Below are 20596 nucleotides of genomic sequence, written 5' to 3' on the forward strand. Positions count from 1 at the left end.
GAGGACTTCGATGCTTCTTCAATCACCCCTTGCGAAGATCCTGGGCCGAGGCGCGCTGTTCCTGCTGCTCGCCGCGACCGCGACGGGCTGCGGCGGCTGCGGCGACGCCACGCTCCACTGCGACGACGACGGCTACGACTGCATCCTCTGTGACGGCTACGGGTGCCGCCCGCTGGAGCCCGAGCACGGTGGCGTGGGCGGCTCGGATCACGGCGGCGTGGGTCAGGGCGGCGCGGGCCAGGGCGGCGCGGGCGGCAGCGAGGCCGCCTGCGACGCGGAGCTCACCACGTGCCCCTGCGACGACGACGGCGCGTGCGGCGACGGGACGCGGTGCATCGACGGGCTCTGTATCGCGGCGTGCGAGTTCAGCTACCAGTGCGGCGCCGGCAGGGTGTGCGTGAACGGCGAGTGCGCCGAGGGCTGCGACGACCGGTCTCCGTGCGAGGAGCCCGGCACGCGGTGCGACCGCGGGGTCTGCGTCCCCGATCCCACGAACCCCGAGTGCAGCGACGCGGCGCCGTGCGAGGGCGGCGCGCGCTGCGTCGACGGCGTCTGCTCCACCGCCTGCGAGACCCACGCGGACTGCGCGCCCGGCGAGGTGTGCAACGCGGTGACCGGCGCGTGCATGGCCGACCCCTCGCCGCAGCCCGGCTGCGCGACGACGTCCTGCGCGGCCCAGGGTCAGGAGTGCATGGACGACGGCTATTGCCACTACCCGTGCAGCGACGATCTCACCTGCGAGCGCATCGACAGCCGCTTCGTCGGCTGCGAGGACGGCGTCTGCAAGACACGGGAGGAGGTCGCGCCGGAATGCTCGGTCGACGTGCCCTGCCCCGACGGCGAGGACTGCATCTCCGGCGAGTGCCGCTGACCGAGTCCCGCCTCGCGCCGCCGTCCCGTCGCGGCGGCGGCCGAGCCCGCGATCGACGCGCCCTCCCCTCCCCGCACCTGCCCGCGCACCTTGACCGTCCGCCATGCGGCGGGTAATCGCCTCGAATGGTCGAAAGCTCCCCCGTGCATCGGGCCACGCCGCTCCTCGCCCGGCTCACCCGCGTCGCCGTGGCGTCGCTCGCCCTCGCCGTCCCCGGCGTCGCCGCCGCCGAGACCCGGCTCGCCGTCGTCGACGTGCAGCACGCGGTGATGCAGACCGAGGACGGCATCCGCGCGCAGGCCACGCTGAAGAAGCTCTTCGACCGGCGGCAGCAGCAGCTCGACGCCAAGCAGACCGAGCTCCAGCGGGCGCGCGAGGAGATCGAGAAGCAGTCGCGCGTGCTCTCGCGCGAGGCGCTGCAGAAGCGGATGGAGGACTGGCAGCGCCAGATGGTCGAGCTCCAGACCGTCTTCGTCGACTACAACAAGGAGCTGCAGAAGAAGCAGGGCGAGCTCACCGGGCCCATCATCAAGAAGATGATGATCATCGTCGCCCGCCTCGCGAAGCGGTCGGGCTACGAGATCATCCTCGACAAGCAGGCGGCCCCCTACGTCCGCGCCGATCTCGACCTCACGGAGCAGGTCATCCAGCTCTACAACACCGGCGGCGGCGAGGACGAGGGGGGCGGCGACAAGGCGGAGCAGAAGAACGACGCGAAGTAGCGCGCTCCACGCAGCGAAAGGAGCCGGCCTTGCCCGATCGAACCCACGAGCCCGTGACGCTCGACATCCACCAGATCCTGTCGATCCTGCCGCACCGCTACCCGATGGTCATGGTCGACCGGGTGACGGAGGTGACCGCGAACAAGAGCATCCGCGGCTACAAGTGCGTCACCTACAACGAGCCCTGGTTCCAGGGGCACTTCCCGAAGCGGCCGATCATGCCCGGGGTGCTGATCCTGGAGTCGCTCACGCAGCTCGGCGGCATCCTCGCCTACGCGTCCGACCCGTTCGACGCGAAGGCGAACCTCATGTTCTTCCTCGGGCTCGACAAGGCGAAGTTCCGTCACACCGTGACGCCCGGCGACCGGCTCGATCTCTACGTCGAGGTGCTGCACCACCGCTCGAACGTCTGGAAGCTCCGGGGCGAGGCGAGCGTCGACGGGACGCGCTGCGCCGAGGGAGAGATGCTCGCCTCCGTCGTCGATCGTGACCCCTGAAGAAGGAGAGGAGGGGCCCCTCGCCATGCGCCCGAGCTCATCGCCGCCGTTCGCCCGGATCGTCGCCGCGCTTTGCGCCTCGCTCGCCCTCTCGCCCGCCGCGGGCTGCGGCGGCGCCGCCGCGCCCCCCGCTCCGACGCCGGCGCCCGCCGAGGGCGGCGGCCTGATCGGCGCCGCGGCGCCCGCGCTCTCGGCCGAGGTCGTCACCGGCGAGGGGCCCTCCACGCTCGAGGAGGCGCGCGGCAAGGTGGTGATCGTCGATTTCTGGGCGACGTACTGCGGGCCATGCAGGAGGTCGTTCCCCCAATACCAGGAGATCGCGGATCGCTTCGGCGGCGAGGTCGCCGTGATCGCGGTGTCGCTCGACGCCCCGGAGGACGCCTCGAAGGAGGACATCGCGGCGTTCGCGGACGAGGCCAGGGTCAGGTTCAAGATCCTCTGGGACAGGGACGAGAGCACGGCGAAGCGGTACCGCCCGCCGAGGATGCCGACCGCCTACGTCATCGATCAGGGCGGGATCGTGCGCCATGTCCACGCGGGCTACGAGCGCGGCGAGGAAGAGGAGCTCGCCCGCGAGATCGAGGCGCTGCTCGCCGCGGCGGGGCGCCGTCGCGCGGCGCCGCCGTCCGGGCCGCGCGACGGCGCCCGGACCTCCCCTTGATCCCCCTGCGAAGGCTCCGGTGGCCCTCATGTCCCCTACCCTGATCCGGCGCGTCTCGGTCGAGGCGCTCGACATCCCGCTGCACGAGCCGTTCGGCATCGCCGGCGGCGCCCAGGAGCGCGCGGAGAACCTCCTCGTCACCGTCGAGCTCGCCGACGGGACGCTCGGCTTCGGCGAGGCGGCGCCGCTCCCGGCGTTCAACGGCGAGACGCAGGCCGCGTCGCGCGCCGCCGTCCTCTCGCTGCGCGGCGCCGCCGAGGGCGCGGACGCGCGGGCGTGGCGCGCCATCGCCGGCGCCCTCCGCGCGGCCGCGGGCGGCGGCGCGGGCGCGGCGCGCTGCGCGATCGAGACGGCGATCCTCGACGCGCTCACGCGGCGCGCGGGCATGCCGCTCTGGGCCTTCTTCGGCGGCGCCGGGACGGAGCTCACGACCGACATCACCATCACCACGGGCCCGCCGGAGCGCGCGGAGGAGGCCGCGCGGCGCGCCTGGGTCATGGGCTTCCGCGCGCTCAAGGTGAAGGTCGGCGGCCGCCTCGCCGCGTGGGACGCCGCGCGGCTCGAGGCGATCTGCGCGGCGGCGCCGGGCGCCTCGCTGATCCTCGACGGCAACGGCGGGCTCACGGCCGGCGAGGCCATCGCGCTCGTCGCGCACGCGCGCCGGCTCGGCGCGACCGTCGCGCTCCTGGAGCAGCCGGTGCCGCGCGACGACTGGGAGGGCATGAAGGAGGTCACGCGCCGCGCCGGCGTCGACGTGGCCGCCGACGAGAGCGTCACCTGCGCCGGCGACGTCCTCCGCATCGCGGCGGAGCGCGCGGCGACGACGGTCAACATCAAGCTGATGAAGGGCGGCATCGCCGAGGCGCTCGACATCGCGGCGGTCGCCCGCGCGGCGGGGCTCGGGCTGATGATCGGCGGGATGGTCGAGTCCGTGCTCGCGATGACGACGTCCGCGTGCCTCGCCGCCGGCCTCGGCGGGTTCTCGTTCGTCGATCTCGACACGCCGCTGTTCCTCGCCGAGAACCCCTTCGACGGCGGCTTCGCCCAGGCGGGCCCGGCGCTCTCGCTCGACGGGATCCGCGCCGGTCACGGCGTCGCCCCGGGCCCTCGCGGGCCGGCGGCCGGCCAGCGCGGCGCCCCCTGAGCCCGGGAGGGCCTCGGGCGACGCGGCGCTCGCTCACGCCGCGGGCGCCGCGCCGATCCACGCCGGCACGCCCAGCCGGTCGAACGGATCGCGCAGATCGTCGGGCAGCGGCGCGGCGACGCGCAGCGGGGCGCCCGTCTCCGGGTGGGCGACGGCGAGCTCGGCCGCGTGGAGCGCGAGGCGGTGCAGCGCGTAGCGCTCACGGAAGAGGCGGTTGTGCTCCCCCTTGCCGTAGTTCACGTCGCCGATGATCGGGTGGCTGATGTGCTTGAGGTGCCTCCGCACCTGATGCAAGCGGCCCGTGCGCGGGCGCGCCTCGACCACCGCGTACCGCTCGAGCGCGTGGAGGAGCTCGAACTCCGTGACGGCCGGGACGCGCGGGCCCCCCTCGCGCCGCGGGATCGGGTGGTCGATGCACCCGCGCTCGGGGGGCACGCCGCGGACGAGCGCGAGGTAGCGCTTCCGCGCGAGGCCCTGCTCGAACTGCGCGCCGAGCTGCGCGGCGGCGACGGCGTCGAGCGCGACGAGCAGCACGCCGCTCGTCGCCCGGTCGAGGCGGTGGACCGGGAAGACCTTCCTGCCCAGCGCGCGCTCGGCGAGATCGACGAACACGACCGGCGCGCGGCCCCAGCCGCGGTGCACGAGCAGCCCCGACGGCTTCGAGAAGGCCGCGACGCGGTCGTCCAGGTGGAGCACGGGGAGCTGCATCGAAGGGGGACGGCGCTCAGCCCGCCTCGAGGGCGAGGTGCCGCGCGAGCCGCTGGTACAGGGCGGCCGCGAGCTCGGCGTCGTGCTCGCATACCTCGACGAAATCGTCCTTGCGGATCCGGATGAGCCGCGTGCGCGCCGCCGCCACGGGCAGGTCGCCCTTGCGCCGCGCGCCCACGAGCGACTCGGGGAAGAGCAGGCCGGAGGAGCCGATCCTGACGCCGTCGGGCAGATCCACGACGCCGTCCAGCACCAGGTAGGCGACGAGATCGCTCGCGACGTCGCGCGGGATGCGATCGCCCGGGTTGACCTCCACCTCGACGCCCGCCGCGAGCGCGCCGAGCACCGCGGCCGGGCTCATGCCGGCGAGGAGCGGGCACGCGGAGAGCGCCGAGAGATCGCGGGAGGACGGGCCGGCGTCGTCCGCGCGCTTGACGAAGCGCTCCAGGATGTCGATCACGATCGCGCTCGCGTTGTCGAGCCCTCCCCGCTCGCGCGCGTGCTTGAGCAGGCCGGCCGCGACGTCCTCGGGGCCGCCCTTCGCGCAGAAGCGGGAGAGCGACGCCTCGCTCTCGATCGCGCCGTGCACGCCGTCGGTGCAGAGGAGGATGCGATCGCCGCGCGAGAGATCGACGAACAGCGTGTCGACGGCGACCGTGCCCGCGAGGCCGATCGCGTTCACGAGCGGGCTCTTGCGCGGCCTCCTGGCCGGGGTCGGGGAGCCGGCCGCGCGGAGCGTGTCGTAGAGGGCGTGGTCCTGCGTGAGCTGCACGGTGGTCGTCGGCCGGACGAGGTAGGCGCGGCCGTCTCCGGCGTGGGCGAAGAAGGCCCGGCTGTGCGCGAGCACCACGAAGTCGAGGGTGGTGCCCATCCCCTGATGGCTCGGCTCCTCGCGGCCCGCCTCCAGGATGGCCGCGTGCGCGGCCTCGGCCACGCGGCGGAGCAGCGCGAGCACCTCGCGGCGCGCCTCGAGCTTCGGGTCGGCCACGTACGCGTCGAGGATGGCGGCCGCGGGCGGGCTGAGCACCTCCTCGCGCACCGTGTCGACCGCGATCTGGGCGGCGATCTCGCCAGCGGCGTGGCCGCCGATGCCGTCGGCGATCGCGAAGAGGGCGAGCTCGGGGCAGCAGAGGATCCGGTCCTCGTTGCTCTGGCGAACGAGGCCCACGTCCGTCGATGCGGCGAACTCGATGCGATAATCGAAGCGCGGGAGGATCCGGGACACCGCGACCAGGATAGACAGCGTGGGGGCGACGTCAAAAGGACGTTCCTGCGGCACTGCTCGCTCCCGCTCGCCCCGCGCGTCCGGCTCGCTCCGCTCGCCCTGCTTGTCCCGCTCGCCCCCCGCGCCCGGCTCGCTGCGCTTGCCCTGCTTGTCCCGCTCGCCCCGCGCGCCCCGCTCGTCCGTGGTTTCGCCGCGCCACAGGCGTGGATGCGCGGACGCCGTGCCTCTCGGGAGCGGCGGCACGCATCGCGCAACCGTTGCCGGGGTGTGCCGGCGCGCCCTGCTCGCCGGGCACGGCGCGGGGCGCGTGCCCCCGGCGGACACACCGGCGTTCGACGCGCACGGATCCACGGTTGGCCCGAGTCTCGCGTCTCCCGGGGGGCATGCAACTCATCCAAGTGGACGCCGGGCGATTTCGGCTCGAATTCGGCGGAGGGCTCGGGCTTGAGGTCATCCTCCTGTTCAGCCGCTCGGTGGCCTTCTGGCGCTGGGGCGGCGAGCTGGTCGCGGAGGTCAGCGTCGGCGTGAGCTGAGCCCGACAGCCCGTCGACTCGACCCGAGCCCGTCGGCCGCAGCAGATTCGGGGCGCGCAGCGAAAGAGCCCCAGACGAAAAATTCCGGTAGGATCCGGCTCGACCGCATGATGCCTTGCTGCTGTCTACCCTTCACGACGCGCGCTCACGCCGCGGATTCACCGCAGGCACGCGCAGCGATTCCGCCATCCACGCCCGAGCCCGGCGGGCCGACGCGGCGAGCGACCCCGGGCGCGGCGTCGCGCAGGGCCAGGAGCGCGCGATGATGGCGCAACCGAGGATCGACGTCGCGACGATGCGGCGCGCCCTGTCGACCGCCGAGGCGGTGATGGCGTTGAACCCGCCGGAGTCGCCGATGACCGAGGGGTATCGCCTGTTCCGCGTGTCGGGCGGCGACGTCGCGTGGCTGGACCTGCCCGCGAACAGCGGCGCGTACGCCGTCTTCGGCTCGCACCCGCGCTGCGACGTGAAATTCGCGCCGGGCGACGACGTGTGCGTCCGCCACCTCGTCGCCACCTGCTGCAACCTCGGCGACGGCGGCTTCGGCCTGCGCCTCATGGATCTGCAGACCTCGATCCCGTTCTTCGTGGACGACGACGTGCCGCGGCGGTCGATCGTGGTCAGCGGCCCTCTGCTCGTGCGCATCGGCAAGCACGTGGTCGGCGGGCTCCCCGTCGGCTCGCGCTCCTCGTCGAGGGTGTTGCAGGTGAGCTCGTGCGGGATGAGCGAGCCGCCGCGCAGCCTCGAGAGCGTCTCGGAGCGGCCCGCGCTCGAGGGCGCCGCGCCGCCGGCGCTCACCGAGGGCATCACGACCAGCCACCGCTTCACCCGCGGAGAGATCTCGCACATCACGTCGGTGCGGCCCGTCTCGCACATCGAGGAGATGGGGGCGCCGCGGGCGAAGACGGGGTACGTGCGGCTCACGCTCCAGTCGAGCGAGCGCAGCGCCGCGGTGGAGCTGCCCGAGAAGGCGCTCGACGACGGCGTGCTCCTGGGCCGCGCCGACAACTGCCTGGATCGCGGGCTGCGGGCCGTCCTGAGCACGCACATCTCGCGGACGCACCTCTTGCTGCTGCGCGACGGCACCGAGATCATGGCGCTCGATCTCTGCTCGACGAACGGGACGAGGTACGCTGGCCAGAAGGTCCGCCGGGTGATGGTGCCCGCCGAGGGCCTGGCCCTCACGCTGGGCCCCGAGCTGACGCTGATCTGGCACCCCCAGACCTGAATCCAGGCTGAATCCAGGCTGAATCCAGGCGCCGCAGAGCGGCGGTCGCCCGCACAGGAGACGGGCCCAGATCGGCGTTTTCGGCGCGCAGGCGTACTCACGTACGCCGAGCACCGAAAACGCCGAGGTGGGCCCGTATCCGAAGCGGGCGACCGCCGCTCTAGTCGGACAGCAGCTGGCGGGCGATGACGATGCGCTGGATCTGGCTCGTCCCCTCGTAGATCTGGAGGACCTTGGCGTCGCGCATCAGCTTCTCGACGGGGTACTCCTTCACGTAACCGTTGCCGCCGAACACCTGGACGGCATCGACCGCGGTCTGCATCGCGCTGTCGGCGCCGTAGGCCTTCGCGAAGCTCGAGACGATCGGGTCGCGCACGCCGTGATCGAGGTTCCACGCGGCCTTCTGGTACAGGAGGCGCGTCCCCTCGGCGCGGATCGCCATCTCCGCCAGCATCCACTGGACGAGCTGGTGGTTGCCGATCGGCTGGCCGAACGCCTTGCGCTCCTTGGCGTAAGCGACGCACTCGTCGAGGCAGCGGCGCATCAGGCCCGTCGCCGCCGCGCCGATGTCGGGGCGGGTCTGGTTGAAGGTCTCCATCGCGAGCTTGAAGCCGTGCCCCTCCGGCGCGAGCAGGTTCTGCTTCGACACCTTCACGTCCTCGAGGAACACCTGGGCCGTATCGCTCGCCCGCTGGCCGAGCTTGTCCTCCTTCTTGCCGACGCGGACGCCGGGGGTGTCGCGGTCGACGATGAACGCCGCGATCCCCTTGTGCCGGAGATCCGGGTTCGAGGTCGCGAAGATCACGTAGAAGCGCGCGTAGCTCGCGTTCGTGATCCAGCACTTCTGCCCGTTCAGCACGTAGTCGTCCCCGTGCTTCGCGAAGCGGGTCTTGAGCCCGGCGACGTCGCTGCCCGCGTCCGGCTCGCTCGTGCAGTAGCTCGCCATGATCGGCTCGGCCGTGAGCATGCCGAGGTACTTCTTCTTCTGCTCCTCGTTGCCGGCGAGCTTGACGGGCGTGAGCGCGAGCCCGTTCGCGAGGAAGCTCGTCTGGATACCGGTGCAGCCGTACGCGAGCTCCTCGGCGAGGATGGCGTTCTCGAGCTCGCCCATCCCCGGGCCGCCGTACTCGGCCGGGCAGGTCGGGTTGACGAGGCCGAGCTCCCAGGCCTCCTTGAAGAGATCCATCGGGAAGTACGATTTCTGATCGCACTCGGCCGCGATCGGGATGATGCGCTCCTTCGTGAAGCGGCGCGCCGTATCGATGAGAGCCTTGTGCTCTTCGCTCACAGAGAAATCGACCACCTTGGACCTCCTGCAATGAGGGCGGGGCACGGCGCTCGCCGCGCCCGCCGGCAACGCGGGTCGGGGGCTCGCGCCCCGTCACTCCTTCATTCTGCGCTTACGTCGTTCCAGCTCGGCGCGCACGGCGCGGCTGCCCAGGATGTAGCCGACGATCAGCCCCAGCATCAGCACCACGGGGATGTAGAGCGCGTGCTGCGGGGTCATCTCCCCGAGGTTGGGCATCAGCTCGTCCCCTGGCCCGCGCCGGCCCGGGCCTTCTGCACGGCGGCCTCGAGCGCGTCGATGCGCTGGTCGATCTGCTTCTGCCGGCGCCACGAGAGGAAGATCATCGCGAAGATGATGATCCAGATGGCCGCGTACGCCTCGACGAGCAGCTTCTCTCCGCTCTGGAGCTCGTTCCCGCCCTCCACGGGGCGGAAGGCCTGCGCCCGGTCGTCGGACAGGGTGCCCGTCGGCTGCTGCATGGCCGCGTGAGCGAACAGGGATTGATGGGAATTCACGTTCTCAGTCCTCTCCGATCCCGGCTTCGATGGCCTCTTGCTCGACCTCCGCGAGCCGCGCGGAGGCGAGATCGACGCGGAGGCGCGACCACAGGAGCACGACGGCGAGCAAGGTGAACGAGAGGAAGCCGAGGCCGAGCGCCAGCTTCATGTCAGGGTGCCCGAGGCCGCCGCCGCCGCGCGTGATGACCGTCGGGTGGTTCCCCCCCCACATCCGCACCGAATAATGGATGATCGGCAGGTTGGCCGCGCCGAGGACGCCGAGGGCCGCGGCGAACTTGCGCTCGGCGTGGCTGTCGCCGGTGAAGGCCCGGAGCACGACGTAAGCGATGTAGACGAGGACGCTGAGCAGCGAGGTGGTCAGCCGCGGGTCCCACGTCCAGTACACGCCCCAGGCCTTGGCGGCCCAGAGCGGACCGGTGATGAGGACGATGAGCCCCATCGCCACGGCGACCTGCGCGCCGGACTTCGCCAGCGAGTCCCACCACTGGGTGCCGCGCGCGAGGTAGCCGGCGGAGCCGACGAAGCAGGCGGCCGCGCCCAGGTACATCGCGTACCCGGCGGGGGCGTGGAAGTAGAAGATCTTCTGCACGATCCCCATCGAGGCCTCCGTCGGCACGACGTAGGCGACGAAGTGGAGCGTGCCGAGGATGGCGACGGCGGTCGCCGCGAGCAGGACCGAGAACACGACCGTGGACGCCCCGGAGGCGCCGCGCGCGCCGGGCCGCGCCGCCCCACCGTCCGCCGCCAAAGCCGCTCTGCGCAGCGCCTGCCCGTCATCGGCTCCCATGCTGGCGCGCCACCGTAATGCCAAGCCCGGGCGCGTTCAAGGCGACGCGGCGCGATCCCCCCGGGATGCGGGCGAGGCGGCCCCCTCGCTCGCGCTCGCCGCGCGCCCTCGGGCCAGCGCGCGCGCCGAGCGTCCGAGACCCTGCCGGGATGCTGGCCCGCGTCGACCGCGCGACGAGCCCCCTCCGGGGCCCGCGGCGCCGAGGTGGGGACGATCATGGGCGACGGCGACTACATGCCGTCCGGCGCGATCGCGTCCCAGCCGGTCGCCTTCGCGAGGCGCGACATCGCCATGTCGAGCTCCATCGTCGCGTTCAGCTGGTTGAAGCGGTTCATGGCGTACGCCTTGGCTGGGTCGATCAGGTCCTTCTCCGCCATCGTCCCGACGTCGATCCCCTGCTGCACCATCACGAGCCACCGCTTGCCGTACTTCGCCGCCTTGGTGTAGGCGTCGAGGCGCTTCTGCGCCTCCACGACCTCGGCGTAGGCGGTCTCGACCTCGGTCGCGACCCCGCCCATGGCGAAGCGCTGCGTCGCGGCCATCTCCTCGAGCTGCGCCTCGGCGAAGCGGATGCGCGCCGACTGCGGGAGCAGATCGAGCTTCCACTGCAGCACGAGCGCGGCGCCGTAGCGGAAGTAGTTGCCCGGATCGCTGGTGAACGGGTTGAGCTGATCCGCGACCTCGGGCGCGGCGCTCACCCCGACCTGCAGGCCGAGGCCGATGTCGGGGAACAGCTGGGCGCGCGCGAGCCGCACCTGCGCGGACCGCGCGTCGAGGCCGGCGCGCGCCTGCGCGAGCTCCGGCCGGTACAGGCGCGCCGCCGTCAGGTACCGGGTGATGTGCCCGAGCCGGTGCGCCGGCGGGCGGATGGGGGCGTCGGGGATGTCGAGATCCGCGACGCCCGTGTAGAACCTGAGCCCCGCCAGCGCGACCGAGATGAACTTCTCGACCTCCGCCCCGCGCGCCTCGAGCTCGGCCGCGAACGTCTGGAGCTTGAGGAGCTCGATCGGGTCGCCCTCGTCGTCCTCGACCTGCTCCTCCAGGCGCCGGAGCGCCCTGTCCAGCTCGCCCCGCACGTCCACGAGCAGGCTGCGCGAGTCGCGCGCGAGCTGGAGGCCGAAGTAGGCCTTGCGGACGTCGAGCCGCACCGCGTCCCGCTCCTTCTCGACGTTCGCCTGGTTCACCCGCACGTTCGCCTCGGCGGCGCTCCAGAGGTTCGTGATCTTGCCGAACGTCCAGAGGGGCACCACGCCGTCGATGTTCGCGCGCCACGCGACGCCCAGGCTCGAGGTGAGCGAGACGTCGGTGTTCGGGCTGAAGACGTTGTTGCCGCGGACCGTCGGCGCGAGCGCGACGCCGCCCGTCAGCTTGAACTGCGAGAACGGCGCGTAGCGGGCCTCGTCGAGCTGCGCGCGGACCTGGCTCAGCTTCGCGCGGGCAGCGGCGATGTGCGGGTGGTTCCGGTCGGCGAGCGCGAGGATGCGGGGGAGATCGAGGACCGCCGCCGCGCGGCGCGGCGGGGCGCCGCCGGTCTCGTCGGCGGCGGCGGGAGAGGGGGCGAGCCGGACCGCGAGGGAGACAGCGGCGGCGATCAGGGCACCACGTGCAGCGCGTCGGGCCATTTTCGGCGCAACGTAGCACGAGCCGGCGGCGCGCTTGCGCGGCGCGCGGCGCGCATCAGGCCGCGTCCTCTCCCCCCGACCCCGACCCGTCCTGCCCCTCGTTCCCCCTCGATTCGACCTTTTTCTTGAGCCTCCGGAAATTCGATCGATCCATGCCCGCCCGCCGCGCCGCCTCGCTGAGGTTGTTGCCCGCCCGCTGCAGCACGCGTCCGAGGTAGATCTGCTCGAACGCATCCACGGCGCGCTCCTTGGCCGCCGCGTACGGGAGCTCGCAGATCTCCGCGGGCAGCACGACCGCGTCCCTGGGAGGGCGCCGCTCCGGCTCGGGGCGCCCCGACACGGACGACGGCAGATCCGCGGGCAGGATCGCCTCGCCCCGCGCCGAGATGACCGCGTGCTCGATCGCGCTCGCGAGCTCGCGCGCGTTGCCCGGCCAGGCGTGCTCGCGCAGGAGGCGCGCCGCCTCGGGGCCGATCCGCGTGACGTCGCGCCCGTGCCGGAGCGCGCACCGGCGCAGGAAATGGCTCGCGAGCAGCGCGATGTCCTCCCTGCGCCGCCGCAGCGGCGGCAGCTCGATGAGGATGACGCCGAGCCGGTAGTAGAGATCCTCCCGGAAGCGGCCGGAGGCGACGCGCTCCCGGAGGTCGACGCTGGTCGACGCGATGACGCGCGCGTCGCTGCGCCGCGGCTCGCCGCCCCCTGCCCTCGCGATCTCGCCGTGCGTGAGGACCCGGAGCAGCCTCGCCTGGGCCGCGAGCGGCAGCGCCGAGACCTCCTCGAGGAACAGCGTGCCCTGGTCCGCCGCCTCGATCAGGCCCGCGCCGGCGCGCCCGTCCGGGGGCGCCTCGCGATCCTGGCCGAAGAGCTCGTCCTCGACGCGCGCCTCCGGGAGCGCGCTGCAATCGACGGCGACGAACGGCCGCTCGGCGCGCGGCCCTCGCCGGTGGACGGCGCGCGCAAGGAGCTCCTTGCCCGTCCCGGGCTCGCCCGAGAGCAGGACGGGCGCGTCCAGGGCCGAGACGCCGATCGCCTTGCGGTAGGCCTCCTGCATCGCCGCGGAGCTGGCGATGACCTCGCCGAGCTGCTCGTGCAGGCTGACCCGCTCCTCGAGGGCCCTCGCGCGGGCGAGCAGCCGCCGGCGCTCGACGGCGCGCTCCAGCGCGATCGCCGCCGCCGCCTCCGGATCGAGGGGCCGCGTCACGAACGCGAACGCGCCGGCGCGCACGGCCGCGATCGCGGCGTCGAGCTCGCCGTGGCCGGCCATCACCACGACCTCGAGGTCGGGGTGCGCCGACCGGATCCGGTCGAGCACCTCGGCGCCGCTCATGCGCGGCATGGCGAGATCGAGCAGCACCGCGTCGACGTGGGTGGTCGCGAGCAGCCCGAGCGCCGCGGGGCCGTCCTCCGCGGTGAGGACCTCGAAGTCGCGCACGAGGGCGCGCGCCAGGCCGCGACGCTGCGAGGGCTCGTCGTCGACGATGAGGATGCGGGCGCGAGCGGCGGCGTTCACGGGGCGGTGCGACGCGCGCGCCTAGAGCGGCTTGCGCAGCGGGAAGGGCTGGAACTCTCCGCTCCGCCGCGACGGCGGCTCCCTCGGCTCCTCCGGGGCCGCGACGAACGTGGGGTCGCTCGGCCGCCGGCGCTTGCCGGAGAGCAGCGGGGCGCCCGGCTCGGCGCTCCCGGCGGGGGTGTAGATCTGGCCGTGCTGCTGGAAGACGCAGATCCGGTTGCCGCCCTCGCGCTTCGCCTGGTGGAGCGCGCTCTCGGCGGCGCGGATCAGCGCGTCCTTCGTGCGCACGTCGCGCGAGGGGTAGAGCGCCACGCCGATCGACACCGAGAACGGCCGCGCGGAGCCGCCGTACTCGACCGGGTTGCCGGCGGCCTCGCGCCAGATCCGCTCGGCGACCGTCAGCGAGCCGGCGAAGTGCGTGCTCGGCAGGACCACGAGGAACTCCTCGCCGCCGTAGCGCGCCACCACGTCCACCTCGCGGACCGAGCGGCGGATCCCCTCGGACACGCGCCGGATCACGGCGTCGCCGAGCGCGCGCCCCCCGACGTCGTTCAGCGCCTTCAGCCGGTCGATGTCGACGAGCACGCAGGCGAACGGCTCGTGGTACCGCTCGGCGCGCTTGAACTCCTCGTTCAGCCGCGTGAAGAGGTAGCGGTAGTTGTAGAGCCCCGTCATCTCGTCGTGGATCGAGAGCTGCTCCAGGTACGCGCGCTGCGCCGCCACGTGGTCGTGCAGCCGCTTGATCCGCAGCATCGCCCCGACGCGCGCGAGGAGCTCCTCCTCCTCGAACGGCTTGCAGACGTAGTCGTCGGCGCCGATCTTGAGCCCCTCGACGCGGCTCGCCGTGTCGGTCTTCGCCGTGACCAGCACCACGGGGAGGAACGCCTCGGAGGTCATGCTCTTGAGGAGCCTGCACGCTTCGAGGCCCGAGAGCCGGGGCATCACGATGTCGAGCAGCGCGAGGTCGACGCCGCCGCGCCCGATGAGCTCGATCGCCTCCTGGCCGTCGTCCACCGCGTCGACCACGAAGCCGGCCTTCTGGAGCATGCTCACCAGCATCTGGCGCGCGATCCGGTCGTCGTCCGCGACCACGATCCTGGCCGGACGGGCGCTCACGAGCTCGACCGGCACAGCGGGCAGAGCGCCTCGATTGTCCTCGTTGATCGGCACGGGCCCATCCTCCCTTCGGGCGGGGCCGGGCGCAACGGGATCGCGCGGCGACGCGGGGGATCGCGCGGCGACGCGGCCCGCCCCCGCGGACCGGCCGCGCGCCCCGCCGCGCGCCCCCGCAGGTCGCGCGCGCGTTGCCGGCCGCGCGCAGGCTGCCGTCGCGCGGGTTTCGCGGTAAGGAGCCCTCATGACCCAGGCGCGGTTCTGGAAGCTCTCGGCCTTCGCGCTGACGTTCACGCTGGGCGTGATCCTGTGGGGCGCGTTCGTGCGCGCGACCGGCTCGGGGGCCGGCTGCGGCAGCCACTGGCCGACATGCAACGGCGACGTCATCCCCCGCGCCCCGAGCGTGGCCACCTTCATCGAGTACACGCACCGGATCACCTCGGGCATCGCGTTCCTGCTCGTCGGCCTGCAGCTCGTCTGGGCGCTCCGCGCCTTCCCGGCGGGTCATCCGGCGCGGGGCGGCGCGGCCGCCTCGATGGTGCTCATGATCACCGAGGCGGCGGTCGGCGCCGGGATCGTCCTGCTCGAGTATGTCGCCCACGACGCGTCGGCGGCCCGCGCGCTCTGGATGGCCGTGCACCTCATCAACACGTTCCTGCTCGTGGGCGCCATGACCTGCACGCTCTACTTCGGGCTCGGGGGCCGGCGCGTGCGCCTGCGCGGCCAGGGCGCGGCGGGCGCGCTGGTCGGCGCCGCGCTCCTCGGGGTCCTCGTGGTGGGCGTCACCGGCGCCATCGCGGCGCTCGGCGACACGCTCTTCGCGGCGGGCTCGCTCCGCGAGGGCATCGCCCAGGACTTCGCGCCCACCGCGCACTTCCTGGTCCAGCTGCGCGTGCTGCACCCGATCGCCGCGACGATCGTGAGCGTCTACCTGCTCTTCGCGCGCGGGGCCATCGCCGCCCGGCGCCGCTCCCCCCTGGTCGAGCGGCTCTCGACGGCGACCGCGGGGCTCGTGCTCCTGCAGATGGGCGCGGGGGTCGTCAACCTGCTCTTGCTCGCGCCGGTGTGGCTGCAGCTCGTCCACCTCCTGCTCGCCGATCTCCTGTGGATGGCGCTCGTGACGCTCGCCGCGGCGGCGCTGGGCGAGCCGGCCTCGGCCGTGACCTCCGGCCCGCGCGGCGAGGGGGCGCAGCGCGAGGCGATCGCGACCTCGGGGTGAGCGCGGCGCGGCGGCGTGGGAGGCGCGGGACCTAGAGCTCGGCCGCGGCCCCGCCGTCGTCCTCGGGCGGCTGCGAGAGCGCGCGGGGGACCGCGCGCTCTGGCTGCCCCGCAGCCTGCGGCGCGGCGCGCTGCTCGGGGACGGCCGGGGGGAAGTCGACCTGGAGCACGCTCCCCTGCTCGGTCTCGATGACCTGGTACGTCGCGGCGGACGGCGCGCGCAGGTCGATCACCATGTCGAGATCGTCGCCCTGGGCGACGAGCTGCACCCGGGTCACCGGGGTCGGGAAGAACGCGGTGACGAGCGGGAAGCGGTTGGTCTGGATCGCCCCTGTCCCCTTCATGCGATAGACGAGCCGCCCTTCGGCCTTCGACTCGGACACGTCCACCTTGCCGCCGTGGATCTGCACGAACACGCGCGAGCCCCCGGTCGGGAGCACGCGGAAGCCGGGGAAGGTGGCGAGCGGCCGCCCGGTGTCCGGCGGCGCGTCTTTCTGCTTCGGCTTGCGCGCCGGCTTGCGCGCGGGGGCGGGCCGCTGCGAGGGCGCCTGGAGCTGGCCGGCGTCGCCGGCGCGGGGCGCGCCCGTCGCCGCCGGCGCGCGCGGGGCGGCGTTCGCGGGCGCCGGCGCGGGCTTCGGGGCGGCGCCGGACGAGCTCTGCGCCGGGGCGAGCGACGGGGTGAGGGCGAGCGCCAGCGAGAGGACCAGAGGGATCTGCCGGGGAGGTCGCACCATGGCAGTACAGCACGACCGCCTGGCCTGGAGAAGACGGCAGCGCGTTAAGCTCGCCGCGTGCCATCGCGCCCCGCCCGCTTCTCCCACGTCATCGGCGTCGACGACGCGCCGTTCGCCCGCGAGCACCGCGGCGACGTGCCCGTCGTCGGGGCGGTCTTCGCGGGCCTGCGCCTCGAGGGCGTGCTCTCCACCCGTGTCCGTCGCGACGGGCGCAACGCCACGGCGGCCATCGCCGCGATGATCTCCGGCTGCCGCTTCTACGCCCAGGCGCAGGTGGTCCTGCTCCAGGGCATCGCGGTGGCGGGGTTCAACGTGGTCGACATCGCGGCGCTGCACGACGCCCTCGCCCTCCCGGTCGTGGTCGTGGCGCGGCGCCTCCCCGACCTTCCGGCGATCCGCGACGCGCTGCTCTCGCGCGTCCGGGGAGGACGCCGCAAGTGGGCGCTCATCGAGCGCGCCGGCCCGATGGAGCCCGTCGCCGGCGTGTACGTGCAGCGCGCCGGCATCTCGCTGGAAGATGCGGGCGCGCTGATCTCGCGGCTGTCGGTGCACGGCCGCCTGCCCGAGCCGCTGCGCGCGGCGCACCTCATCGCCGGCGGGCTGGCCACCGGCGAGAGCCGCGGGCGCGCGTGAGGGCGCGCCGGCTCCACGAGCGGGCTCCCCCCCTCCGGTACAGGCGTCGCTCTAGAGGTGTCGCTGGCCCCCAGCGCGCGCCATCTCGGGCTTGTCCTTCTTCTCGCCGCGGCCGGTGACCTTCGCATAGATGGCGTCGAGGTTGGCGGTGATGTCGAGATAGAACTGGGCGCCAGGGCTGTAGACCATGGTCCTGCGCTGGCCATCCTCGCCGAGCTGAGGGCTCAGGTTGCTGTACCCGAGCGCGACGTCGACCACCCCGTAGACCGGGTGGCTCACGTGGACATCGAACTCCGTATCCACGAAGTACGTCGCCGGATTGGGAGGAGAGCGGACCTCGGAGCAACCGGTCGCGAGCGCGACGCACTCGTCCTCGAACTCGTGCTTGAACCGGCTGATCATCGCGAACCCCATCCCCAGGGAGAGATCCTTGTAGAGCGGCAGATCGAGCACGAGGCGCGTGGTCAGCCGATCCATGTCGTGGGATGCCCCGCGCAGCTGGTCGTCGAACACCGACTCGGTGCGCGTCGACTGGCTGCTCGCGAGCACCCGCATGCGCTTGATGTCGTCGTTCACGGGCACATACGACTCCGCGAACAGGTGGGCGTAGGTCACGCCGAGCGTCGCCGTCACGTGGCCGAGCCCGTCGGCCTTGGAGCCGAGCAGCTTGATCTTCTGGATGATCTGCGGCCCAAGCGAGAGGGCGAAGTATTTCCCGGAGTTCCAGCTCGTCGGCGACGTCGGGAGGAGCACGCGCAGCCCCACGGCCGCCTCGGTCTTGTACTCGTCCCTGGTCACGCCGCCGCCTCGCCAGAGCTCGCGGCGGTACCGGACGCCGAGCCCCGTGTCCTTGAGCTGCGGCTCGCGGTAATAGGCCGTGGTGTTGCTGTTCGTGAGCTCGGTGACCCAGCCGATCTCGGCGTTCACCGTCACCTTGTCCTTGGGGAGGTCGAGCAGGTAGTAGTTCGGCCGCAGGGTGAAGTCCCAGCCGTAGAACTCGTCCTCGCCGCCGATGTTGTCGCGGCCGACGCCGAAGAGGGTCGTGGTGCCGCCCTGGTTCCAGGTGAACGTCGAGCCGCGCCAGCGCAGGTCCGTCGCTTCGTCCTCCTCGAGCAGCGTGTCGGCGCCGGTCGCCGGGCTCAGCTTGGCCGCAGGCGAGGCGGCGGCGCCAGCGCTCGACGCCAGCGCCCCCGTGGCGGACGGCGCGGGCTGAACAGGGGGCGCGCCCGCGGTTCCGGCGGGGGCGGCAGGTGCAGACGGCGCGTCCGGGGCAGCGGGCGCAGCAGGAGCCCCCGGCGCAGCGGCGGGCGCAGCAGCAGGCGCGCCCGGGGCGGCGGGCGCACCGGGAGCCCCCGACGCAGCGGGCGCAGCAGGAGCCCCCGACGCAGCGGGCGCACCGGGAGCCCCCGACGCAGCGGGCGCACCGGGAGCCCCCGGCGCGGCGGCGGGCGCAGCAGGAGCCCCCGGCGCGGCAGGTGCGCCCGGAGCCGGGGGCGCAGGAGCGGGCGGCGCTTGCTCGGCTGGCGGAGCCGGCTCGGCGGGCGGAGCCTTCGGCGGCTCGGACGGCGCCTGCGCGGACGCCACCGAGACGATGCCCAGAACACCGGCAGCCACAAGCAACGATCGAAACCTCATCTCCACTCCCTCTCCTGATCGCCTCGGACCCTCACCGCCCACCGCGCGCTCGGCCCAGGGCCCGCCCGCGCTTCGCGTGTCGCCCGGCACATCGCCGCACCGGGAAAGCTGCTCGGCCCGCCTCCTCTGCCTCTGCAGAAAACGTACCCCGCGCCGGATCACGCACAAGCAATCGAAAACATTGATAAATTTCACCCATACCGGCGTGACGCGTTACCCGGCTGACGCGCGCCCCCGTTGCGAATGTGACGATGGCTGAAGTAAGCCATCGGGCCATGGAGCCGACCCCCTTCCCGGGCGACAAGGACTCGCCCCTCTCGGCGCGATCCCCCGGTAGCCCCCGCGGCGAGGACGCGGGCGGCCAGCGTCCCACCGAGATCAACGCCCTCCTGGGCCGCGGCACGCATTTCGAGGGCAAGCTCTTCTTCGAGGGCAGGGTGCGCATCGACGGCAGCTTCCGCGGCGAGATCCGCGGCGAAGACGTGCTCGTCATCGGCGAGGGCGCGCTCGTGATCGGAGAGATCCACGTCGTGACGTGCATCGTCACCGGCGGCGAGGTCCAGGCGAGCATCCGCGCCCGCGATGCCATCGAGCTCTACGCCCCCTCGAAGGTGACCGGCGCCCTGCACGCGCCCGCCATCTTCATCGATCGCGGCGTGCAGTTCGACGGCTCGTGCAAGATGGCCCCTCTCGACGAGGAGCCCGGGGAGCGCTCCGTGCGCCCGCCCACGGCGCCCCCCGAGCCCGACGCCGATGCCGGCGGGCAGAGCGCCAGGGCCGCCGAGGACGGCGGCGCTGCCGCGCAGCGCGGGGCAGCCGCGAAGCGCTCCGACGTCGAGCGCTGAATTCCGACCTCCGCCGACCAGCGCACGATTTCTGTAATGTGCAGGCGTGCGGCCCCGCGCGCAGCGAGTACCATGGTGGGAGGTCGCGTCCTTGATGCCCGAGGCGCACGCGCGCGCCGTGGCCCCCATCGACGGACGCCGCTCGCGCAGGAGAGCCCATGAAAAAGCCGTGGACCCTGTCCCTGATCGCCTTCTCGCTCGCCGTCCTGGCCCTGTCGCTCTCGCCGCGCCCGGCCCGCGCCGCCGATGCCGAGTCGGAGAAGCTCGCGGCGCTCGGGAAAGCGCTCCGCTACACGCTGAAGACCACGGGCCCGGCCTCCGCGATCGACACCGGCGGCGCGGCGATCCTCGTGAAAGCCCCCCTCCCGGCCGTCCGGAAGATCGTCACCGCGTACGGCAGCTACAAGTCGTTCCTCCGCCCCTTTGACCAGAGCCGCGTGCTCGCGAAGCGCAAGGGCAGGAGCGAGGTCTATCTCCAGGTGCCGATCCTGCACGGCGCCGCGCGCATCTGGACCGTCGCCGACATGTCGCCGCCCACCCGGGACGGCGCCGACGAGGTGATCTCCGGCCGCTTCAAGCGCGGCAACGTCGCCGACTTCCGCGCCCGCTGGCGGCTCCGCGCCGTCGATGAACACCACACCATCCTGAAGCTCGAGCTCCTCGTCGACCCGAAGCTCCCCTTCCCCCCCTCGGCCGTCACCGCGCAGCTCGTCAGGGCGGCCGAGAAGGCCGTGACCGCGGTGCGCGATCGCGCGCAGGCCGCGGCGCCTGCGCGCGCGCGCTCGACCCCCTCGGCCTCCGCCGCCTCCAGCGGATCAGCGCGCCCCGCCGAGAGCGCCCCCGCGCCCGCCACGGCCCCGGGCCGCTCCGCCCCGGCCGCACCGGGCAGCGAGCAGCGCCCGACGGCGGCGGCCGAAACACCGGCGGGTAAGCCGACCAGCGACGACCGCGTCCGCCGGCACGAGGACATGGCGAGCCGGTAGCCGCTTCGCTCCAGGCGCTCGGGCGCCTCCCGATAGGCAACCGCTTCGCTCCAGGCGCTCAGGCGCCTCCCGAACCATCGCTGCGCGTTTCCCCCTCCAAGGCTCGCCGCAGAGCCCGACC

At 73.3% G+C, this 20596-nt stretch carries 22 protein-coding genes; 11 read left to right on the plus strand and 11 right to left on the minus strand.

The genetic code is table 11. The annotated features are described in order from the left end of the window. The first annotated feature begins 10 nt into the window (after positions 1-10). From WMF31_RS24040 to WMF31_RS24060, 5 genes are all read left to right on the plus strand, one after another. Positions 11-871, plus strand: coding sequence for a hypothetical protein (locus tag WMF31_RS24040; RefSeq protein ID WP_436604175.1), 861 nt, complete (start codon positions 11-13; stop codon positions 869-871). A gap of 125 nt (positions 872-996) precedes the next feature. Further along, positions 997-1593, plus strand: coding sequence for an OmpH family outer membrane protein (locus WMF31_RS24045; RefSeq protein ID WP_436604176.1), 597 nt, complete (start codon positions 997-999; stop codon positions 1591-1593). A gap of 29 nt (positions 1594-1622) precedes the next feature. Continuing rightward, complete coding sequence (fabZ, locus tag WMF31_RS24050; RefSeq protein WP_129347277.1) at positions 1623-2090, plus strand: 3-hydroxyacyl-ACP dehydratase FabZ; 468 nt, start codon at positions 1623-1625, stop codon at positions 2088-2090. A 25-nt stretch (positions 2091-2115) separates the two neighbouring features. Continuing rightward, the gene (locus WMF31_RS24055; protein WP_436604177.1) at positions 2116-2751 is read left to right on the plus strand and encodes a TlpA family protein disulfide reductase; all 636 of its coding nucleotides are present in this window, start codon (positions 2116-2118) and stop codon (positions 2749-2751) included. Positions 2752-2779: 28 nt separating this feature from the next. Next, complete coding sequence (locus WMF31_RS24060; protein WP_436604178.1) at positions 2780-3895, plus strand: dipeptide epimerase; 1116 nt, start codon at positions 2780-2782, stop codon at positions 3893-3895. 33 nt (positions 3896-3928) lie between these two features. On the opposite strand, the gene WMF31_RS24065 is transcribed toward WMF31_RS24060, so the two are convergent. Further along, complete coding sequence (locus WMF31_RS24065; RefSeq protein WP_436604179.1) at positions 3929-4603, minus strand: pseudouridine synthase; 675 nt, start codon at positions 4601-4603, stop codon at positions 3929-3931. A gap of 16 nt (positions 4604-4619) precedes the next feature. Further along, positions 4620-5828, minus strand: a complete 1209-nt coding sequence (locus WMF31_RS24070; protein ID WP_436604180.1) for a protein phosphatase 2C domain-containing protein — start codon at positions 5826-5828, stop codon at positions 4620-4622. A 383-nt stretch (positions 5829-6211) separates the two neighbouring features. On the opposite strand from WMF31_RS24070, the gene WMF31_RS24075 reads away from it, so the two are divergent. Continuing rightward, positions 6212-6361: a hypothetical protein gene (locus WMF31_RS24075; protein ID WP_165373173.1), complete on the plus strand. Its 150-nt coding sequence runs from the start codon at positions 6212-6214 to the stop codon at positions 6359-6361. A gap of 262 nt (positions 6362-6623) precedes the next feature. After that, a complete protein-coding gene (locus WMF31_RS24080; protein WP_436604181.1) occupies positions 6624-7589 on the plus strand; it encodes an FHA domain-containing protein in 966 nt (321 codons plus the stop codon). 160 nt (positions 7590-7749) lie between these two features. Here the strand turns inward: WMF31_RS24080 and WMF31_RS24085 are convergent, their stop codons facing one another. From WMF31_RS24085 to WMF31_RS24115, 7 genes are all read right to left on the minus strand, one after another. Next, positions 7750-8892, minus strand: a complete 1143-nt coding sequence (locus WMF31_RS24085; RefSeq protein ID WP_436604182.1) for an acyl-CoA dehydrogenase family protein — start codon at positions 8890-8892, stop codon at positions 7750-7752. A gap of 78 nt (positions 8893-8970) precedes the next feature. Beyond that, positions 8971-9114 (minus strand): hypothetical protein, encoded by a 144-nt coding sequence (locus tag WMF31_RS24090; RefSeq protein ID WP_165373172.1) that lies wholly within the window; start codon positions 9112-9114, stop codon positions 8971-8973. Beyond that, positions 9114-9392 carry a CcmD family protein gene (locus WMF31_RS24095; RefSeq protein WP_436604183.1) on the minus strand — a complete coding sequence of 93 codons (279 nt, stop codon included), beginning with the start codon at positions 9390-9392 and terminating at the stop codon, positions 9114-9116. The genes WMF31_RS24090 and WMF31_RS24095 overlap by 1 nt, the downstream gene beginning before the upstream one ends. Before the next feature lie 4 nt (positions 9393-9396). Then, complete coding sequence (locus WMF31_RS24100) at positions 9397-10182, minus strand: cytochrome c biogenesis protein (protein ID WP_436604184.1); 786 nt, start codon at positions 10180-10182, stop codon at positions 9397-9399. Between the two features lie 230 nt (positions 10183-10412). After that, positions 10413-11804 carry a TolC family protein gene (locus tag WMF31_RS24105; protein ID WP_436604185.1) on the minus strand — a complete coding sequence of 464 codons (1392 nt, stop codon included), beginning with the start codon at positions 11802-11804 and terminating at the stop codon, positions 10413-10415. Positions 11805-11859: 55 nt separating this feature from the next. Continuing rightward, positions 11860-13314 (minus strand): sigma-54-dependent transcriptional regulator, encoded by a 1455-nt coding sequence (locus WMF31_RS24110; RefSeq protein ID WP_436604186.1) that lies wholly within the window; start codon positions 13312-13314, stop codon positions 11860-11862. A gap of 21 nt (positions 13315-13335) precedes the next feature. Beyond that, entirely contained in the window at positions 13336-14484 is a 1149-nt protein-coding gene (locus tag WMF31_RS24115; RefSeq protein WP_436604187.1) for a diguanylate cyclase, read from the minus strand. A 187-nt stretch (positions 14485-14671) separates the two neighbouring features. Here WMF31_RS24115 and WMF31_RS24120 point away from each other — a divergent pair, with 187 nt between their 5' ends. Then, complete coding sequence (locus WMF31_RS24120; protein ID WP_436604188.1) at positions 14672-15646, plus strand: COX15/CtaA family protein; 975 nt, start codon at positions 14672-14674, stop codon at positions 15644-15646. Between the two features lie 31 nt (positions 15647-15677). On the opposite strand, the gene WMF31_RS24125 is transcribed toward WMF31_RS24120, so the two are convergent. Continuing rightward, positions 15678-16379: a hypothetical protein gene (locus tag WMF31_RS24125; protein WP_436604189.1), complete on the minus strand. Its 702-nt coding sequence runs from the start codon at positions 16377-16379 to the stop codon at positions 15678-15680. A gap of 57 nt (positions 16380-16436) precedes the next feature. On the opposite strand from WMF31_RS24125, the gene WMF31_RS24130 reads away from it, so the two are divergent. Further along, entirely contained in the window at positions 16437-17012 is a 576-nt protein-coding gene (locus WMF31_RS24130; protein ID WP_436604190.1) for a DUF99 family protein, read from the plus strand. A 51-nt stretch (positions 17013-17063) separates the two neighbouring features. Here WMF31_RS24130 and WMF31_RS24135 read toward each other — a convergent pair whose 3' ends face one another. Next, on the minus strand, positions 17064-18647 hold the full coding sequence (locus tag WMF31_RS24135) for a hypothetical protein (protein ID WP_436604191.1): 1584 nt from the start codon (positions 18645-18647) through the stop codon (positions 17064-17066). A gap of 275 nt (positions 18648-18922) precedes the next feature. Here WMF31_RS24135 and WMF31_RS24140 point away from each other — a divergent pair, with 275 nt between their 5' ends. Both WMF31_RS24140 and WMF31_RS24145 read left to right on the plus strand, forming a co-directional pair. Next, on the plus strand, positions 18923-19492 hold the full coding sequence (locus WMF31_RS24140) for a bactofilin family protein (RefSeq protein ID WP_436604192.1): 570 nt from the start codon (positions 18923-18925) through the stop codon (positions 19490-19492). 158 nt (positions 19493-19650) lie between these two features. After that, positions 19651-20475: an SRPBCC family protein gene (locus WMF31_RS24145; protein WP_436604193.1), complete on the plus strand. Its 825-nt coding sequence runs from the start codon at positions 19651-19653 to the stop codon at positions 20473-20475. Positions 20476-20596 lie beyond the last annotated feature (121 nt).

Source organism: Sorangium sp. So ce1036 (assembly GCF_051369805.1).
GTDB lineage: Bacteria > Myxococcota_A > Polyangia > Polyangiales > Polyangiaceae > Sorangium > Sorangium cellulosum_F.

Bases quoted from the DNA above. Each gene is read 5' to 3' on its own strand.
- WMF31_RS24040 (WP_436604175.1), top strand. From the start codon at position 11: ATGCTTCTTCAATCACCCCTTGCGAAGATCCTGGGCCGAGGCGCGCTG.
- WMF31_RS24045 (WP_436604176.1), top strand. From the start codon at position 997: ATGGTCGAAAGCTCCCCCGTGCATCGGGCCACGCCGCTCCTCGCCCGG.
- WMF31_RS24055 (WP_436604177.1), top strand. From the start codon at position 2,116: ATGCGCCCGAGCTCATCGCCGCCGTTCGCCCGGATCGTCGCCGCGCTT.
- WMF31_RS24060 (WP_436604178.1), top strand. From the start codon at position 2,780: ATGTCCCCTACCCTGATCCGGCGCGTCTCGGTCGAGGCGCTCGACATC.
- WMF31_RS24065 (WP_436604179.1), bottom strand. From the start codon at position 4,603: ATGCAGCTCCCCGTGCTCCACCTGGACGACCGCGTCGCGGCCTTCTCG.
- WMF31_RS24075 (WP_165373173.1), top strand. From the start codon at position 6,212: ATGCAACTCATCCAAGTGGACGCCGGGCGATTTCGGCTCGAATTCGGC.
- WMF31_RS24080 (WP_436604181.1), top strand. From the start codon at position 6,624: ATGATGGCGCAACCGAGGATCGACGTCGCGACGATGCGGCGCGCCCTG.
- WMF31_RS24090 (WP_165373172.1), bottom strand. From the start codon at position 9,114: ATGCCCAACCTCGGGGAGATGACCCCGCAGCACGCGCTCTACATCCCC.
- WMF31_RS24100 (WP_436604184.1), bottom strand. From the start codon at position 10,182: ATGGGAGCCGATGACGGGCAGGCGCTGCGCAGAGCGGCTTTGGCGGCG.
- WMF31_RS24105 (WP_436604185.1), bottom strand. From the start codon at position 11,804: ATGGCCCGACGCGCTGCACGTGGTGCCCTGATCGCCGCCGCTGTCTCC.
- WMF31_RS24120 (WP_436604188.1), top strand. From the start codon at position 14,672: ATGACCCAGGCGCGGTTCTGGAAGCTCTCGGCCTTCGCGCTGACGTTC.
- WMF31_RS24125 (WP_436604189.1), bottom strand. From the start codon at position 16,379: ATGGTGCGACCTCCCCGGCAGATCCCTCTGGTCCTCTCGCTGGCGCTC.
- WMF31_RS24135 (WP_436604191.1), bottom strand. From the start codon at position 18,647: ATGAGGTTTCGATCGTTGCTTGTGGCTGCCGGTGTTCTGGGCATCGTC.
- WMF31_RS24140 (WP_436604192.1), top strand. From the start codon at position 18,923: ATGGAGCCGACCCCCTTCCCGGGCGACAAGGACTCGCCCCTCTCGGCG.
- WMF31_RS24145 (WP_436604193.1), top strand. From the start codon at position 19,651: ATGAAAAAGCCGTGGACCCTGTCCCTGATCGCCTTCTCGCTCGCCGTC.